Source organism: Streptomyces sp. NPDC054047 (assembly GCF_055585065.1).
The window spans coordinates 365,411-381,547 of record NZ_JBVJKV010000006.1; the positions used below are offsets into that span (position 1 = coordinate 365,411).

General features: G+C 72.1%; 13 protein-coding genes. 4 read left to right on the plus strand and 9 right to left on the minus strand.

Going from position 1 to position 16,137, the window contains the following annotated elements; all coding sequences use genetic code 11:
* Positions 1-37: 37 nt before the first annotated feature.
* Together ACZ6ZP_RS24085 and ACZ6ZP_RS24090 are read right to left on the minus strand one after the other, a co-directional pair.
* Positions 38-481 carry an SSI family serine proteinase inhibitor gene (locus tag ACZ6ZP_RS24085; protein ID WP_351164360.1) on the minus strand — a complete coding sequence of 148 codons (444 nt, stop codon included), beginning with the start codon at positions 479-481 and terminating at the stop codon, positions 38-40.
* A 334-nt stretch (positions 482-815) separates the two neighbouring features.
* The gene (locus ACZ6ZP_RS24090) at positions 816-3,260 is read right to left on the minus strand and encodes a polysaccharide lyase 8 family protein (RefSeq protein WP_469408314.1); all 2,445 of its coding nucleotides are present in this window, start codon (positions 3,258-3,260) and stop codon (positions 816-818) included.
* A 166-nt stretch (positions 3,261-3,426) separates the two neighbouring features.
* On the opposite strand from ACZ6ZP_RS24090, the gene ACZ6ZP_RS24095 reads away from it, so the two are divergent.
* Entirely contained in the window at positions 3,427-4,110 is a 684-nt protein-coding gene (locus ACZ6ZP_RS24095) for an alpha/beta fold hydrolase (RefSeq protein WP_361466951.1), read from the plus strand.
* 89 nt (positions 4,111-4,199) lie between these two features.
* Here the strand turns inward: ACZ6ZP_RS24095 and ACZ6ZP_RS24100 are convergent, their stop codons facing one another.
* Complete coding sequence (locus tag ACZ6ZP_RS24100) at positions 4,200-5,027, minus strand: hypothetical protein (protein ID WP_469408316.1); 828 nt, start codon at positions 5,025-5,027, stop codon at positions 4,200-4,202.
* Between the two features lie 227 nt (positions 5,028-5,254).
* Complete coding sequence (locus ACZ6ZP_RS24105; RefSeq protein ID WP_351164366.1) at positions 5,255-6,085, minus strand: slipin family protein; 831 nt, start codon at positions 6,083-6,085, stop codon at positions 5,255-5,257.
* 120 nt (positions 6,086-6,205) lie between these two features.
* Between ACZ6ZP_RS24105 and ACZ6ZP_RS24110 the strand changes: the two genes are divergently transcribed.
* The gene (locus ACZ6ZP_RS24110; protein ID WP_469408385.1) at positions 6,206-6,934 is read left to right on the plus strand and encodes a class I SAM-dependent methyltransferase; all 729 of its coding nucleotides are present in this window, start codon (positions 6,206-6,208) and stop codon (positions 6,932-6,934) included.
* A gap of 20 nt (positions 6,935-6,954) precedes the next feature.
* Here ACZ6ZP_RS24110 and ACZ6ZP_RS24115 read toward each other — a convergent pair whose 3' ends face one another.
* Positions 6,955-7,893 carry a GlxA family transcriptional regulator gene (locus tag ACZ6ZP_RS24115; RefSeq protein ID WP_361466963.1) on the minus strand — a complete coding sequence of 313 codons (939 nt, stop codon included), beginning with the start codon at positions 7,891-7,893 and terminating at the stop codon, positions 6,955-6,957.
* Positions 7,894-8,137: 244 nt separating this feature from the next.
* Between ACZ6ZP_RS24115 and ACZ6ZP_RS24120 the strand changes: the two genes are divergently transcribed.
* Both ACZ6ZP_RS24120 and ACZ6ZP_RS24125 read left to right on the plus strand, forming a co-directional pair.
* The gene (locus tag ACZ6ZP_RS24120; RefSeq protein WP_351164368.1) at positions 8,138-8,647 is read left to right on the plus strand and encodes a hypothetical protein; all 510 of its coding nucleotides are present in this window, start codon (positions 8,138-8,140) and stop codon (positions 8,645-8,647) included.
* Between the two features lie 98 nt (positions 8,648-8,745).
* Positions 8,746-9,744 (plus strand): D-2-hydroxyacid dehydrogenase, encoded by a 999-nt coding sequence (locus ACZ6ZP_RS24125; RefSeq protein WP_361466967.1) that lies wholly within the window; start codon positions 8,746-8,748, stop codon positions 9,742-9,744.
* Between the two features lie 31 nt (positions 9,745-9,775).
* Here the strand turns inward: ACZ6ZP_RS24125 and ACZ6ZP_RS24130 are convergent, their stop codons facing one another.
* Genes ACZ6ZP_RS24130 through ACZ6ZP_RS24145 form a run of 4 tightly spaced genes read right to left on the minus strand, consistent with a single transcriptional unit; the run spans position 9,776 to position 15,718 of the window.
* Positions 9,776-10,978 carry a type III PLP-dependent enzyme gene (locus ACZ6ZP_RS24130; RefSeq protein WP_469408317.1) on the minus strand — a complete coding sequence of 401 codons (1,203 nt, stop codon included), beginning with the start codon at positions 10,976-10,978 and terminating at the stop codon, positions 9,776-9,778.
* Positions 10,975-12,792: an IucA/IucC family protein gene (locus ACZ6ZP_RS24135; protein ID WP_469408319.1), complete on the minus strand. Its 1,818-nt coding sequence runs from the start codon at positions 12,790-12,792 to the stop codon at positions 10,975-10,977. Before ACZ6ZP_RS24135 ends, ACZ6ZP_RS24130 begins: the two co-directional genes overlap by 4 nt.
* Positions 12,792-14,018: an MFS transporter gene (locus tag ACZ6ZP_RS24140; RefSeq protein WP_399981057.1), complete on the minus strand. Its 1,227-nt coding sequence runs from the start codon at positions 14,016-14,018 to the stop codon at positions 12,792-12,794. Before ACZ6ZP_RS24140 ends, ACZ6ZP_RS24135 begins: the two co-directional genes overlap by 1 nt.
* Positions 14,018-15,718 (minus strand): IucA/IucC family protein, encoded by a 1,701-nt coding sequence (locus ACZ6ZP_RS24145; RefSeq protein ID WP_469408386.1) that lies wholly within the window; start codon positions 15,716-15,718, stop codon positions 14,018-14,020. The genes ACZ6ZP_RS24140 and ACZ6ZP_RS24145 overlap by 1 nt, the downstream gene beginning before the upstream one ends.
* Between the last annotated feature and the right edge of the window lie 419 nt (positions 15,719-16,137).

Below are 16,137 nucleotides of genomic sequence, written 5' to 3' on the forward strand. Positions count from 1 at the left end.
TCCACCCAATTACCGCCGGTTGCGCGGCAGATGGCGATCAGAACGTGAGGGCCGCGCCTTCGGAGAGGCTCGCCCGCATCTCGCAGTCGTTGCCGAAGCTCTGCGACCACGCGACTCGCCTGCCCTGCCACACGCCGTCGACGGTGACCACGACGGGCTTCCATTCCTTCGTACAGGCCATGCCGGACGACGTGCCGACCAGCTGCGCGAACTGGGCGTCGACCGCGCGCAGTTCGGCGCAGGCGGCGGACGCCGAGGGGTGGGTCCCCGAGGCCTTGGGCGAACAGTTCAGGGTCACGGCGCGCTGCATGATCGCGGTGTCCGCCTCTTCGCCCTGGCCGACCGCCATGACCAGCGACGAGGGCGCGTAGAGGCTCGCGGAGGCGGCCTGCGGCTGGGCCTGCGCCGTGCCAGCGGTTCCGGACATCACGCAGGCGGCCACGACAGCGGTGGCGCCCACCGTCTTGAGGAAGAAACGCACGTCAAGTCTCCTTTGTTGCGGGTGTGTTGCTGGTTGCAGACGGGAGTCTTGCCGGTGCGGAGAGTGAGCTCCAAATGTATGGTCGATTTCCGGATGCATGTGTCCGCTGAGCGGTCGCCGGGCGGCTGTTCGGGCAGCTCAGGATGGGCGGGGGAGGCAGGGGAGGGCGCGCGAAGGGTGTCCAACATGTGGACCGGAAGCGATGGTGCAAGCAAGAACAACCGCTTGACCTGCGAAAACAATTGATCTGATTTTCTATCGGAATCGATGGTCGACCGGAAAGCATCGGTGCTAAGGGCTCCGGAGCCGCGGCGACCGAGCACCGGCCCTCGCCTCAGCCGAGCCTGACGGTGATCCTCTGTGTCATCCCCTTCGTGCCGCTGAGATCCCCGAAGGTCAGCTTCAGGGAGGCGCCGGTGACCGCCGACGTGACCGTGGCGGGTTTGGCCGTCACCGCGGACACGGCGCGGTTCCAGGTGAGGGTCAGGGAGGTCTGCGCGCGCATCGGGTCACTCACGCAGACGACCGCGGTGCCGTCGCTCTTCTCGCTGATCTGCACGGAGCAGGGCGCGCTCGCGGTGAGCTTGCCCACCGTGCCGCCGAACCAGAAGTTGGCCCCGGTGAATCCGAGGGAGGGAACGGAGACCCCCTGCTGGCTGTCGGAGTTGGCCAGCACCTGGAGCCAGCCGGTCTCCGCCGACCTGGCCGCCGTCTGCGCCGCGCTCGCGCCGGGCATCAGGGCGTAGGCGTACGTCCCGTTCGTCGGGGCGGTGCCGTGGTCGACGTACAGCGTGAGGTACGTGCGGGCGATCGCGGTCGTGGCGCCGCCCTTGTTGATGTCGCTCCACTTGCCGGAGCGCTCCTCGCGCAGCGCCTTCACCGTCGCTCCGCCGGGGAAGACGTAGCCGCCGTGGCCCCCGATGTGCGCCCACTTGGCGCCCGTGAGGGTCGCCGACCAGGGGGCGCCGGTGGGCTTGGCGGCGCCGTCCACCTGGAAGGGTGCGGTGCCCGTGGGGCCGAGGTTGCGGTTCTCGACGGTCGTCTCGACCGCCGCGCCGTCCGTGCAGACGATGCCCGCGCCCAGGCAGACGATCGCGTCGTCCAGGCAGAACCACGACTTCTTCGCGCGCAGAGTGCTCTGCAGGCCCTTCACGTACTGCCCGATGGAGGCCCGTTGGCCGTCACTGGCGCCGCCCACCCACTTCACGTCCGGCATCGACGCACCCCAGTCGCCGCCCGCCGCGTCCGCGAGCGCCTTGCGCGAGGCCGTGATGCCGGGCAGCCGGTAGGGGTCGACGGTGGGCCAGAAGGCGTCGCTGTACTGCCCGTTGGCGTAGGTGTCGCCCCACCAATAGAGCATTCCGGAGCCGGTGTGCCAGCCCCGCAGATTCTCGCCGTTGCCCGTCTCGTAGTACGTGATGCGAGGATCGGCCATGCTGATCGAGGCCGCCCAGCCGGGGCGCCGGTGCGTGGCGCGGGCCATGTTGGGAAACAGGCGGTGACCGGTGGGTTCGGCGATCGCGGTCACCGACGCGTCGGCCTCGACCCCCGCGAGACGGGCCAGACTTGTCAGGCCGAGCGAGGAGTCGCCCAGCGGCGGGCTGTAGTAGTCCCGCCGCATCCAGCCCTTGACCAGGCCGCGCCAGCGCGCGTTCTCGGCCGCGCTCGCGCCCTGGCCGAGGAGTACGACGGCGGACATGATGGGATGCCCGCGCCGGTGGTCGTCGGCCTGGATCTTCTTCGCGTCGGATGCGGAGAGCCCGCGGCTGATGGCCCGGCCCGCCACACCGTCCATGACGAGGCCGTTGAAGATGAACGGGGCCCACGCCTTCTCCACGGCGTCGAAGACGATCTGCTTCTTGGCGTCCGTGACCTCCCAACTCGATCCGCGCAGCAGGGAGAAGAGCATGCCGAGGCCGCCGAGCATCACCGATCCGTACGACCCCGTGTAGGGCACGGTGGTGTGCTGGATGAACGAGCCGTCGGTGTAGAGGCCGTCGCCGGTGCTCACGTACGGGAAGACGGGGGAGAGGGCGTCCCTGGCCAGCGCGATCTTCGCGGAGTCGGCGCCGACGACCCCGCGCAGCGCGAGCACGCGGCACAGGTCGACGCGGTTCGCGCCGGTGCTCGTGCCGGTGTAGCTGCCGACCGCCGAGTCGGGCACGAAGTGGTCCACGGCCTGGCAGTAGTTGGCCACTTGGGTCGCCGACAGGTGGTCGTACATCAGCACGCAGACGTCGAGGAGGTGCTGCGGGGCGCCTATCTGCCAGCTGTACCAGTTGCCGAACCGCGCCTGGTTCTCGTTGTAGACCTGCGTGTGGAGATGGTCGAGGCCGGTGAGGATGTCGGCCTTGAGGCCCGCGTCGCCGGTCAGGCCCGTGCCCTCCTGCCGGTAGGCCTGGGCCATGGTGTTGAGCCTGCTGTAACCGGTCACCACGTTCGCCGAGTAGCCGTAGGACTCCTGGTCGGTGTCCGGATCCGGATCGGCGTACGAGGCGTCCGGCCACAGGGAGCCCGTGGCGGGGGCCATGGTGGAGCGCAACTCTCTCGCGGTGGCGCCGAGTTCGGCGAGTCGGCTCTTGAAGGGCTCGGCGGTGGGGGAGAAGCCCTCGCCGAGGATCAAGGTGCGCCACTTGGTGCGCAGCGTCTCGTACGCGTCGGCCGCCGGTGCCGGGGCCGCTGCCGCCTCGTCGGAGGGCAGCGCGCCCGAGGCCGTCAGGGCGAGCGCGGAGCCGCCGGTGGTGAACAGGAAGGCGCGGCGGGACCAAGGAGAGTGCATGGGGTCTCCGATGGTGGTGGGGGAGGGGAGCACGAGAGAGGCGAGGGGAGGGGAGGCGAGGGGAGAGGCGGAAGGGGCGCGGGAGCCACGCGAAGAGCAAGCGCTTTCTAGCATGGGTCTAGGCCACTGCTCAATGGGTCGCGCAACGCGCTGTAGCGTCAGGGGTATGAACGATCACGCAGTGGTGGATGTGGGCGACGTACGCCTGGCCTATCGGACCTGGGGCGACTCGTACGGAGCGCCCGTCGTGCTGCTGCACGGGCTCGGCGATTCCTCGGCGAGCTGGGAGCAGGTCGGACAGCTGCTCGGCCAGGAGTGGCGGGTGTACGCCCTCGATCTGCGCGGGCACGGGGAGAGCGACTGGCCGGACGAGTACTCGGTCGAGCTGATGCGCGACGACGTGCTCGGCTTCCTCGACGAGCTCGGCCTCGACCGCGTGGGCGTGGTGGGCCACTCCATGGGCGGGGTGGTGGCGTACCTGCTCGCCCAGGAGCACCCGGACCGCGTCGAGCGCCTCGTCCTGGAGGAGACGCCGCCGCCCTACCCGCGCGACATGGTCGAGGCCCCGCGCCCCGAGGGCGCCCTCGACTTCGACTGGCCCGTGTCCCCCGCGGTCCGCGCCCAGATCTTCGACCCCGACCCGGAGTGGGCCGAGCGGCTCGGCGAGATCGTCGCACCGACCCTGATCGTGGCGGGCGGCGCGGACAGCAGCATGCCGCAGGACCGCATCCCCGACATGGCCACGGAGATCCCCGACACCCAGCTGATCACGATCCCGGTCGGGCACTCGGTGCACGAGGCGAGCCCGCAGCAGTTCGCGGAGCAGGTCAGCGAGTTCTTCACCAGCTGAGTCGAGCCGGTCCGTGTCGGGGCGGCGGACGGTGCGGCGGACGGTGCGGGGCGTGGGGCAACCATGCCCCGCACCGCGTCCGTCAGGGCTTACGCCGACCGGGGCCGTGACTGGTAGAGGCGGGTGTAGTAGCGGCCCTCCGCCTCCAGGCCCGTGGGGTCGTCGCCGGCCTTGAGCACCTGGTCCACCGCGTTGCTCTGCTCGGTGGGGTCACTGAACAGCCGCTGCGGATAGGTCCGTTCGGGATCGGTCTCGGTGTCGAGGCCATGGGCGTCCAGGACGGCCAGGATCTCCTTGAAGGGCACCGTACGCAGGACGAACGCGCTCACCCACACCGGGACGCGCGTCGCGTCGAGAAGCGCGTCGAAGGTGTGGTGGGTGATGTAGCCGATGCCTCCGGTGACGGTGATCAGGCCGACGCGCCCCACCGCATCGCGCAGCCCGGCGCTGGGCGGGTGCCGCTCCAGGTTCTCCGCATAGGCCTCGTCGAGCAGCCCCACCTCCAAGGCGTAGCGGGTCGCGTTCTCGGCCGTATCGAGGCCGATGACCGGGACCGCGTCCGCCCGCCGCCGCGATGCGTAGAACTCCTTGTCGGACTCGATGAGTTCGCCGCGGGTGAGGGCGGCGGTCTCCGCGCTGGTGTAGTGCGCGTACAGGTCCGCGAGCGTGAGGTCGTGGTTGAGCAGCGCCGCGTTGATCCCGTAGGAGCAGCAGAGGTCGAGGACCGTGACGGGGAGGTGGGTGCCGCGCTCCGCCGACCGCTGGGCGAGCGAGTCCCGGAAGACGTCCTGAGCCTGGTGCGGTATCTCGTACTCCAGGGGGGCCAGCGTACGGAAGTAGGCGCGGGGGTCGGGCTCGTCGTAGATGTCGTCGAACCGGGTCTTGCCTGCCGGGGTGGTGGTTCGGGCACCGGTCATGAGGCATGCCTCCTCGTGCTGAGTGGCGGGTCTACGGTGGCGATACGTCTACCTGACCCATGGCTCAACCCGATAGACCTCCTGGCGGTAACCGGCCATGACAGCGGTCGCGCGTCTCCTCGGCCGCCCCGGCCCGCGCCCTGTGCACGCTGGTCAAAGGCCGATGATCCGCACCTGTCCGACAACTCCCGCGAAGCTGGTTCAGGCCCGAACGGCTGGGACCATGCCTATGCCGCCGCGGGCCGTTCCGGGATCTGCTCCGCCGCGGGGGCGGGTGGTGCGGGTGACATCGTCTGTGCCTGCTGAGCCTTCTCCAGGAAGCGCAGCAGCTCCACGGGGAAGGGCAGGACGAGGGTGGAGTTCTTCTCCGCGGCGACCGCCACCACCGTCTGAAGGAGCCGCAGCTGGAGTGCGGCGGGCTCGTCCGCCATCTCGTGCGCGGCCTCGGCCAGCTTCTTGGAGGCCTGTAGCTCGGCGTCCGCGTTGATCACGCGGGCCCGCCGCTCGCGGTCGGCCTCGGCCTGCCGGGCCATCGAGCGTTTCATCGTCTCCGGGAGCGACACGTCCTTGATCTCCACCCGGTCGATCTGCACGCCCCAGCCCATGGCAGGGGAGTCGATCATCAGCTCCAGGCCCTGGTTGAGTTTTTCGCGGTTGGAGAGCAGATCGTCCAGGTCGCTCTTGCCGATGATCGAACGCAGCGACGTCTGCGCCATCTGCGAGACCGCGAAGCGGTAGTCCTCCACCTTGATCACCGCGTCCGCCGCATCGATCACCTTGAAGTAGATGACGGCGTCCACGCGCACCGTGACGTTGTCCCGGGTGATGCCGTCCTGCGCCGGTACCGGCAGCGTCACGATCTGCATGTTCACCTTGTTCAGCCGGTCCACGCCGGGGACGATCATGGTGAATCCCGGCTGGCGGATCTCCTCCCGCAGCCGGCCCAGGCGGAACACCACGCCCCGCTCGTACTGCTTGACCACGCGCGCCGCCGTCGCCACGTACACGAATCCCGCGGCCGCCACCGCGGCCCCTGCTGTGAGCAGCTCTTCGACCATGACGACCCCCCTATCTTCCGAGTCGCCGTCATTACCAAGATATGCCCAGGTTTGTCCATGGTCGAGCCCTTGCCGCCCGCCGCCGACCGGGGTGGGACGCCGCTGACTAGGGTGGGGACGGTGTTCACCTCCCAGGGACCCACGCTCCGCGAACTGACCGTGCAGGCGCTCTCCTCCATCGAGGACGGCTACGACCTGCTGGCCCCGAAGTTCGATCACACCCCCTTCCGCACGCCCGACCGGATGCTCGACGCGGTCGCGGACACGCTGGGCGGCCTGGGGCCGTTCGACGCGGGGCTCGATGTCTGCTGCGGCACCGGCGCGGGCGTCGAGACGCTGCTGCCGCTGTGCCGGGAGCGGGTCACCGGCGTCGACTTCAGCGCCGGGATGCTGGCCCAGGCCCGGGCCGCCGTCGCCCGTCGGGGCGGCGGGCCCGCGGTGCAGTGGGTGCGGGCCGACGCCCGTGCCCTGCCCTTCACCGAGGCCTTCGACCTGGCGGTGAGCTTCGGGGCGTTCGGACACTTCCTGCCCGCCGAGCGGCCGCGGCTGTTCGCCGAGGTGCACGGGGCGCTGCGGCCCGGCGGCGTCTTCGCCTTCCCCGTCGGCGCGCCGCAGCGCATGACCTCGCCGCTGTACTGGGCGCTGCTCGGTTTCGACGTGGTGATGCGGGTGCGGAACCTGCTGTGGCGTCCGCCGTTCGTCATGTACTACCGGACCTTCCCGCTGCGGGGTGTGCTCGACGACCTGCGCGGGGCCGGGTTCACGGTGCGGCTGCACCCCCTGGAGGCGTTCGGCCGCCGCGCCGACGGCAGCCCCCACTGGTGCCTCGTCGAGGCACGGAAGGCCTGAGCCTCACCCGGGTCCCTGGCCTATTGGAACGCCCTGCGGTAGGCCTGCGGGCTGACGCCGGCCACGCGCTTGAAGCGGTCGCGGAAGGCGGTGGGCGAGCCGAAGCCGACCTGGACGGCGATGCGCTCGACGGAGTGCCCCGTCGTTTCGAGCAGGTGCTGGGCCTGCCGGATCCGCGTGCGGTGCAGCCACTGCAGCGGTGTGCTGCCCGTCTGCTCCCGGAAGCGGCGCAGCAGGGTGCGGGTGCTCATGCCCGCACGGCTCGCGATGTCCTCCAGGGTGAGCTCGCGCCCGGCGTTCTCCTGAAGCCAGCGCAGGAGCGGTTCGAGCTCCGATCCCTGCGGTGTGGGCGGCGCCTCGGCGACGATGAACTGCGCCTGGCCGCCCTCGCGTTCCAGGGGCATCACCGAGAGACGGGCCGCGTCCGCGGCGACGGCGGAGCCGTAGTCCCTGCGGATCAGGTGCAGGCACAGGTCGAGCCCGGCTGCCGCGCCGGCGGACGTCAGGATCTGCCCGTTGTCGACGTAGAGCACGTCCGGGTCGACGTCGATGTCGGGATGGCGTTCGGCGAGGCTCGCCGCGGCCATCCAGTGCGTGGTGGCGCGGAGCCCGGACAGGAGACCGGCCGCGGCGAGCGTGAAGGTGCCCGCGCAGATGGAGGCGATCCGCGTGCCGTCGGCCGCCGCCTTCCGCAGCGCGTCGAGCACCGCGTCGGGGACCGGCCGGGACACGTCGGCGACGCCGGGCACGATGATCGTGTCCGCGTCCGCGAGCCCCTCCAGGCCCCACGGCGCCTGGAGCGTGAACAGACCGGCGTCGATCCGCGGCGCGGCGGCGCAGACCCGCACCCGGTAGCCGGCCCGTCCGCCCGGCAGTCGGGTGCGGCCGAAGACCTCGATGGGGGTGGACAGGTCGAACGGGACGACGGTGTCCAGCGCCAGGACGGCCACGGTGTGCATGGCGGCAACGTACGACACAGCAGCCGTCCCGCCAAGCGCGTGCGCGGGAGATGAGGCCTGGTCGTGCCCCATCGACCTGCCGAGAGGCTGCTGGCTACCGGCCGGGGCGGGCGATGGCGGTATCTGTGCGAAGCCTGTCACTAATGCCACTGGTCGGCGGGCGGATGCGCTGGCTAATCTCGGCGGCCGGGTCCCGATCGGGAGCCGCCAGATCCCCCGTTCTTCGAATCCCGAGGGCCCCGCCGTGACCAAGTTCTTCCTGACGCTGCATGTGCTGGCCGCCATTCTCGCCGTGGGCCCGGTCACCGTCGCCGCCAGCATGTTCCCCCCGGCCCTGCGCCGCGCACAGGCCGACCCGTCGGACGCGTCGGCCCTCGCGTCGCTGCGGCTGCTCCAGCGCATCTGCTCGGTGTACGCGTTCGTCGGCGTCGCCGTCCCCATCACCGGATTCGCGACTGCCGCCAGCCTGGGCGTGCTCGGCAGCGCCTGGCTGATCGCCTCGATCGTCCTCACGATGGCCGCGGCCGTGGTGCTCATCATCCTCGTCCTGCCGCGTCAGGAGGCGGCGCTCGACGCGGTGACCGGGGCAGGAGGCGACGGCGTACGCGGTGAACTGGCCGACGGGGCGGGCGTGGTGGCCGTGCGGGAGCGCACCGGTGCCCAACTCGCCATGTACACCGGCGTGTTCAACCTTCTCTGGGCCACCGTCACCGTCCTCATGATCGTCAGGCCCGGCTCCACGACCGGCGCCTGAACCGGCGGGCGGATCGCTGTTGACCCCCGCAGAGCGCAAGCCCTAAGTTCGGTGAACGTGCGTTCACCAGCGCTTTCCGTACCACGGGGGTATCAGGAATGGTCCGTGCACCACACGCTCAGCAGGCCCTCGACCGGGCCGACCTGCCGTCGGACGCCGTCCTGTACGTGGAGCTGGCGCTCGACACCGCCGAACAGGAGCGGCTGCGGGCCGTCGCGCCGGGCCAGGTCTGGTTCGCCGAACCGGACTCGCAGTCGGCCGACGACGCGCGTGTCCTCGCCGACTCCCACATCGCCATCGGCAACCCGAGGGCGGACTGGGTGGAGAGGGCGCGGCAGCTGCGCTGGTTACAGCTCGCGTCCGTCGGCATCGACCGCTACACCGGGCTCGACTGGCCGGCCCTGGGCCGGCGCCTCACCGTCACCAACCTCGGCGGGCTCTTCGCCGAGCCGGTCGCGCAGACCTGCCTCGCGGGCATCCTCGCGCTCTACCGCGGCATCGACGTGCTGGCCGGACTCCGCGCCAGGGAGTCCTGGTCGAAGCTCGACGTACGGCCCGGCCTCCGGCTCCTGGGCGACGCGAACGTCCTGATCCTGGGCAAGGGGTCCATCGCCCTGCGCCTGGCCGACCTCCTCGCGCCCTTCGGCTGCTCCGTCGCGCACTTCGCACGGAGCGGCGGTGACATCGCCACCCGCGAGGAACTCGACGCCAGGCTCCCCGAGTTCGACATCGTCGTGGGCCTCCTGCCGGGCACGTCCGAGACCGCCGACCTCTTCGACCGGCGCCGCATCGACCGGCTGCGCCCCGGCGCGGTCTTCGTGAACGCCGGCCGCGGCACCCTCGCGGACGAGGACGCCCTGGTCACCGCCCTCGCGTCCGGCCGCCTCGGCGGCGCGGTCCTCGACGTCACACGCGAGGAGCCGCTGCCCGCCGGGCACCCGCTGTGGAGCTGCCCGAACGTCATCCTCACCCAGCACACCGCGGGCGGCTCGCGCGACGAGACGGAGCGGATCATCGACCTGTTCGCGGACAACTGGCGGCGGCTGGCCGGCGGGGAGCCGCTGCGCAACGTCGTGCGGTGGTCCCAGGGGTACTAGGGGGCTGGGAGCAGGTCGGGACGGCATGCGGTCAGAGGAAGTGGAAGCCCGGCCTCGGGTGCATCAGGAAGTCGTGGTGCGAGATGTTCCACGCGTACGCACCCGCCATCGCGAACACCACCCGGTCCCCGGCCCGCAGCCCCGCCACCGCCACCCGCCGGGACAGGACGTCCTTCGGGGTGCACAGCTGCCCCGCGAACGTCACCCGCTCCTGCCGCGCCTCGGACCGCGGCCAGGGATGCGGCCACGGCTCGCGCGCCGGAATCACGGTGCAGGGCTGGTCGTGGCCCTTGGCCGCGGGGGTGCGCAGATGGTGGGTGCCGCCGCGCACGACGGCGAACTCCTCGCCGTGGCTCTGCTTCACGTCCAGGACCTCGGTGGCGTACCAGCCGCAGTACGCGGTCAGCGCCCTTCCCGGCTCGATGCGGAGCGTCAGTTCAGGGTGCGCCGCGCAGAGCCGGGCCAGGCCGTCGCCGTACGCGGCCCAGTCGAAGCGGGCTTCGGGGTCGGCGTAGTCCACGCTCATCCCGCCGCCGACGTTCACCTCCGTCAGCCGGATGCCGTGCCGCCGTGCCAGCGCCTGCGACCAGGTCACGATGGACTCGGCGACCGCCAGCTGCCGCTGCGCGTCCAGGCCGCTGGCCAGATGGGCGTGCACGCCGAGCAGATGCAGCCGGGGGAGGCCGCCGTCGGTGAACCGGGCGACCACGGAGTCCGCCTCGGCCGGGTCGATGCCGAACGGAGTGGGGCGCCCGCCCATCGCGAGGGAACTGCCCGCCAGCGACTCGGCGTTGAGGTCGAGATTGAACCGGAGCAGGACGCCGACGCGGGTGTGCGGCGTGACGCGGGCGGCGATCGCGGCCAGCATCCCCAGCTCGTACGCGCTCTCCACATGGAAGCGCTCCACGCCGAGTTCCAGGGCGGCCGTGATCTCGTCCGGCGTCTTGCCGGGGCCGCCGAAGGCCAGCGGGCGCCCCGCCACCGCCTTGGCCACATGGGCGAGTTCACCGCCCGAAGAGACTTCGTAGCCGTCCACGTGCGGGCCGAGCGCGGTCAGGATCTCCGGCTCCGGATTGGCCTTGGCGGCGTAGTAGAGCTCGACCTGCCGGGGCAGCGCGGCGCGCACGGCGGCGGCATGCGCCTCCAGAGCCGTCACGTCGTAGAGATAGGCGGGCAGTCGGTCCGAGGCCAGGCCGAGAGCGTGGTCACGTACGGCGGGAGTGGGGGCGGTCATCCGGCGGTGCTCCAAGGTGTGTCGGTGCGGGCACCCAGGTCCCGTACGTGCTCGGCGAGCGGAAAGGGGGAGGTGAGACGGACGTACCCCGCGTCCCGGTCGGCCTTGCGCTCCCAGCGGGTGAGCAGGTTGGCCTTGGCGGGCAGCGGCACTCCGGCGAGCAGGGCGCTGAGCCGGGGCGGGCAGCCGTGTGTGTCGGCGAACTCCTGCACGGTGGCGCGGACGTGGGACCACAGGGCGGGCTCGGTGTGCGGGTGGAGGTCGGCGAGCGCGGCGAGCAGTTCGGCGACGTGGTTGACCAGGAGGCAGTAGACCACGCGGTCCCAGCCGCGCTGCGCGTCGTACGTCATCGGGTCCGCGACCTCGGGCGGGAGCGCGGCCAGGGTCTGGGCGTGACGCTCGGGGAGGAGCTTGGTGCCCTCCAGGTCGCGGAAGAGGACCTGGGCGGGCATGCCGTCGTCGTCGACGCAGATCAGGACGTTCTGCAGATGCGGTTCGAGCACCAGGCCGTGGGCGAAGTAGGCGGCGAGCACCGGCGGCAGCAGGAGCCGCAGATACGTACGCCACCACTCCAGCGCCCGCTGCGGCCCCGCCCCCGCAAGGAGGCGGGAGATGTGGCCGGGGCCCGTCGGGTACTCGTCCGCCACGGCGGCGGCCAGCAGCGGCGTCGTGCCGGGAAGGAGCCGTCCGGCCAGGCCTTCGCGGACGATGACCCCGAAGCCTTCCAGCAGGGCGAGGTCGGGACGGCCGTCGGGACCCGGGAGCGCCAGGCTGCGGTAGGCGGGCTCGCGGAGCACGGCGCTGCCCGGGAAGCGGGCGGCCAGGTCGTCCAGGGTGCTTTCGAGTACGCGGGTGAGGGCGACGGCGCCCGACAGTTCGTAACTGGCGTTCTTGCGCAGGCAGTTGGTGATGCGGACGTTCAGGCTGAACTTCAGGAAGGTCTCACCGTCGTACAGGGTGCGCACGGACGCGGTGGCCGCGAAGGGGGAGCCGCCGGGACCCAGGTCGACGACGTCCCGGCGGTCCAGGGCGGCGCGCAGCCCCGGGTGCTCCCGCAGCAGGTCGTACTGCCAGGGGTGCACGGGCAGGAGACGGTAGCCGTCCGGCACGGTCCCGAGGCGGTCGAGCGGGGCCGTGGCGCCCGGCCGCGCCGACTCCTCGGCGATCAGGTGCTCCCGTACGGCGAGGTGGCGCAGCGGGAAGGAGGCGGCGGTCTCGGGGGCGTACGCGGACCAGTCGGCGAGGTCGCCGCCGCGGGCCTTGGGGGTGGGGTGGAAGCGGTGGCCGAACAGCAGGGACTGCTCGGACGCGAGGTAGTGCGCGAGCCACTTCGGGGCCGACGCGGTGGAGGTCGCCGGACGGTCGGCGGCGATCGCGGCGCTGACGCCTTCGTGGCTGGAGGCGATCTGCTCCAGGAACTCCTCGTTGCGCACGCCCGTACGCAGCGAGAGCTCGGCGTGCGTGTACTCGGCAAGGCGCGGCCAGTCCACCTCCACCCAGGCCCCGTCACGCTGTTCGGTCACCGGGCCGGTGAAGCGATGGGCGCCCAGCAGGGACGCGCGGCGCAGCGCGACGCGCAGGAGGACCCCGCGGCGCGGCAGCCGGAGCAGGAGGTCGCCGTCGACGACGGCGGTCTGGTGCTCGGGCCCCGAGACCTCGCGCAGCAGACAGTTGAGGAGGGTGTGCGTCACCGCGTGGTCGGCGCTGGGCAGACAGGTGGGCGCGGCGCCCGCGACGGGGGCGCCCGCGATGAGGGCGGCGGACTGGGCGGGCGCCCAGGACGGGGTGGAGAACGTGCCGGTCGGCAAGGACATCAACGGCTCCAGCGGATGCGGGGCGAGCGGCGGAACAGGGCGGGAAGGGTGGCGGCGGCCAGGGCGACCAGGGCGATCGCGGTACCGGTCAGGAGGGGCGCGGGCAGGCCGAGGAGGCTGTTGCCGGCCGCTGCCGCGAGACCGGCGGCGACCGCGCCCCCTTTGGAGACGAGCTCCAGCGTGCCGAACATCCCTCCGGGGGGTCTGCCGTGGGCGCACTCGGCGGCCAGCACGGACAGGCTGACGAGGCCGAGGGTGAGGCCCGCGCCGAGCAGCAGTCGTACGCCGGTGAAGGCGGTGAGCGAGTCGGCGGCGCCGTGCGCGGCCAGACCGAGCGCGATCAGAGCGAACCCGGCGGCGATCCCCTGCATGGGGCGGCGCTCGACGGCCTGGTGCACCCGCAGTGCGAAGAGGAGATAGCACAGGTGCGGCAGGGCGAACAGCGCGCCGGACACGACCGGCGATACACCGGGTATTCGGTCCTCGACCAGCGCGATCAGATACGGGAAGGAGATGACGGTGGAGAAGACGAAGGCGAACTCGAAGGCGTAGAGCGCCCGGAGGGGGGCGAGCGGCACGGCGGCGTCCGGCACCGCGGTCGGCGCCGCATCGCAGAGCGCCGCCGTGGGTTCCGGCAGGGCGGCGAGCATCGCGGCCGCGGCCAGCGGCAGGACGGCCAGCAGGGCGTACTGGCGGTGCGGCGAGATCCACGGGGTCAGTGAGCCGACGACGATGGGTGCCAGCACGAGCGCCGCCCGTGCGGCACCCTGCATCAGGGTGAGCGCCTTGGACAGGCCCGAACCGGTCAGCGCGGCGGCGAGATAGCCGTTGGAGGCGGCGAACGTGCCGCCGAGGATGCCCTGCAGCACCAGTGCCGTGACGAACGCGCCGAGGGAGTCGGCCCAGCCGGCGAGCAAGAAGGAGACGGCGAGGCCGAGTTGGGCCCGCAGGAGCAGCCGTTTTCGGCCGAAGCGGTCGGCGGCGCGGCCCCACAGGGGGGCGCCGAGCGCGCCGAAGACGGTCGGGACGACGTACAGGAGGCCGGCCCAGCGGGCGCCGGTGTCGCCCAGTTCGGGGAGGATCGCGGTGAGGTACGGGGGCAGACCGAGCGCGGCGAAGGACGCGACGAAGTAGCAGGCGGCGACGGCGTGGACCTGGCGGCGCCCGAATCCCGAGCCCACGGTCGGGCCCTCCGTAAGGGCGTGCGCCGACGATGCGGTGGCCATCATGAATTCCCCGTCTGCCGCAGGTAATTGGGCCCTGTCGTGTAGTGCTTGTTGATGTCGGCGGCCCCGGAGCGCTCCTTGGAGAGCAGGGTGCCCGCGGTGACCATCGCCTTGACGGGCAGCTCCGCCGCGTCCAGGACGTGCGCCCGCAGCAGCGCGCCCGGCTCGCCGGGGCCCGTGCCGAGGCGCTCGACGGCCTCGGCGAGCCGGGCGCGCACGAGCCGGAGCAGCCGCTCCAGGGGCGCGTGGCCGTGCCGGGCAAGCCCGAAGGCGTAGGAGCCCGCGCAGAGGTGGAGGGTGATGGTGGTGAACACGTCGAGCACGGGCCGATCCCCGTCGACGAAGATCCGCGCGTCGTCGAACTCAGCTGCTTCGGGCGCCTGTTGACCCATGACGTCACGCAGGCGGGCGAGATTGACGCGCGGCCCGTCGTTGTCCTTGAACAACAGCCGCAGCCGAGTGGGGCCGCCCAGGGCTTCCTCGTCCATCACCAGCGAGATGTTCTGCTGGTGCGATTCCAGGGCCACTCCGTAGGCGAAGAGGGTGGTCTGCCAGTCGAAGAGGAGGGTGAGCGTGGCGTCCAGGAGGGCGAGGGGGTCGCCGCCGTAGAAGCGGTCGGCCAGGCGGTCGATCAGGAGCCGGTCACCGCCGGGTGCCGGGCACAGGAGCGCGGCCATCGGCACGACCGCGGCGCCGTCGAGGCCGGCGGGGTAGCGGCGCAGGAGGGCGGCGACGAGTTGGTGCCCGGCGTGGGCGTAGCGGGTCTCGTCCGCGTGCAGGACCACCCCCTGGAACCGGGGTTCGCGGGCGATGACGGCTTCGACCAGCCGTTGCCCGGCGGCGCCGTCGACGAGGGTGCCCGGCTTGATGGTGCGCCGGTTGCGCAGGCCCAAGGTGGCGGTGGCGAGCGGGAGCTTGAGGTGCTGTGCGGGGTGCGAGGCGAGGGCTACGGTGCGCATCGAGAGGGTGGGTACGACGTCGGGTCCGGGCCGGTCGAGCAGCTGGGCCCGCCCCTCGAGCCCCGCTTCCCGCAGCGCGTCGCGCAGGGTTGCGCCCGCGGTCAACGGGTGTACGGGGAGTACGAGATGACTCCCTTCGAGTTCGGGTACGCCCGCCTCGCGGGGTGCAAGCCAGTCGCCGACGTCACCGCCGACGGTGACGGCATCGCGGGGCAGGACGAGCTGGCGCAGCGCGAAAGTTGGGTGGAACTCGGGTGCGTAAGCGCGCAGGTGGGCGACGGAGAGCCCGGAGCGACCGCGCGAGGTCGGATACACCGGATGGTCCGCACGCGCGGCGAGCGTGTCATGGCCGAGCCCACCCGCGAGCCCGGACCAGGCGGCGGGGTCCCCGCCGTACCGCTCGGTGAGCAGGCCCTCCGCCTCACCCCTCGTCCCGGCATGCAGTCGCATGGCGTCGAGCGTCTGCGCGCACTCCGCCGCGAAGGCATCGAAGCCGCCACGGTCGACGGGGTCGGCGAGATCACGCAGCGCGGACAGGATGCTGCCCGCGTCGGCGAGTTCGCCCCCGTCGGACTCCCACCGCAACAGGGGAAGCCGGGCGGCGTACGTCCCTTGATAGCCGTCCGGTCGGACAGGCATGAGCAGGGCGTCGCCGGGACGCCCGCACGAGCCGGACACGGCCCCGATGACACTCCCGTCCCGCGCCGGTGCCGGACGCACGCCACCGCTCGGGGCCGCCACCCCCGAGCCGCCCGCATCCGGGCCGGTGCCGGGACGGGGCGCGGCGGTGGCGGTGTCGTCGGTGCTTGTGGAGCTTCCGGGTGACGTGACGGGTGGGTTCGCTGTCGGCAGGGCATGAGGGCTGCTCCCGCCCGCGTCCGCGCGGTCACCTCCCACCACTCCCACCACGCCCGGCGGAACCGCCATCGGCAGGTCGCCCCCGCCGCTCCCGCCCGCGCCCTCGCCGGGCCGGGGTGCGGGCAGCCTGGGGGCGGCTTCAGTCGGCGCGGAGGCATTCCGCTGCGCCACGGCCGCTCCCGTCACCGGCAGCCTCAGCCACAGGCCGTCCGGGTGGCGGACCGCACTGCTTCGGGTGCGCCACCCCGCCACGTCCTCGCGCAGGAGTGCGCTCAGTACGCGTAACAGGAGCTCACCCTCGA

Excerpts from the sequence above, each read along its gene's own strand:
- ACZ6ZP_RS24090 (WP_469408314.1), bottom strand. The coding sequence starts at position 3,260 with ATGCACTCTCCTTGGTCCCGCCGCGCCTTCCTGTTCACCACCGGCGGC.
- ACZ6ZP_RS24095 (WP_361466951.1), top strand. The coding sequence starts at position 3,427 with ATGAACGATCACGCAGTGGTGGATGTGGGCGACGTACGCCTGGCCTAT.
- ACZ6ZP_RS24100 (WP_469408316.1), bottom strand. The coding sequence starts at position 5,027 with ATGACCGGTGCCCGAACCACCACCCCGGCAGGCAAGACCCGGTTCGAC.
- ACZ6ZP_RS24105 (WP_351164366.1), bottom strand. The coding sequence starts at position 6,085 with ATGGTCGAAGAGCTGCTCACAGCAGGGGCCGCGGTGGCGGCCGCGGGA.
- ACZ6ZP_RS24115 (WP_361466963.1), bottom strand. The coding sequence starts at position 7,893 with ATGCACACCGTGGCCGTCCTGGCGCTGGACACCGTCGTCCCGTTCGAC.
- ACZ6ZP_RS24125 (WP_361466967.1), top strand. The coding sequence starts at position 8,746 with ATGGTCCGTGCACCACACGCTCAGCAGGCCCTCGACCGGGCCGACCTG.
- ACZ6ZP_RS24130 (WP_469408317.1), bottom strand. The coding sequence starts at position 10,978 with ATGACCGCCCCCACTCCCGCCGTACGTGACCACGCTCTCGGCCTGGCC.
- ACZ6ZP_RS24135 (WP_469408319.1), bottom strand. The coding sequence starts at position 12,792 with ATGTCCTTGCCGACCGGCACGTTCTCCACCCCGTCCTGGGCGCCCGCC.
- ACZ6ZP_RS24140 (WP_399981057.1), bottom strand. The coding sequence starts at position 14,018 with ATGGCCACCGCATCGTCGGCGCACGCCCTTACGGAGGGCCCGACCGTG.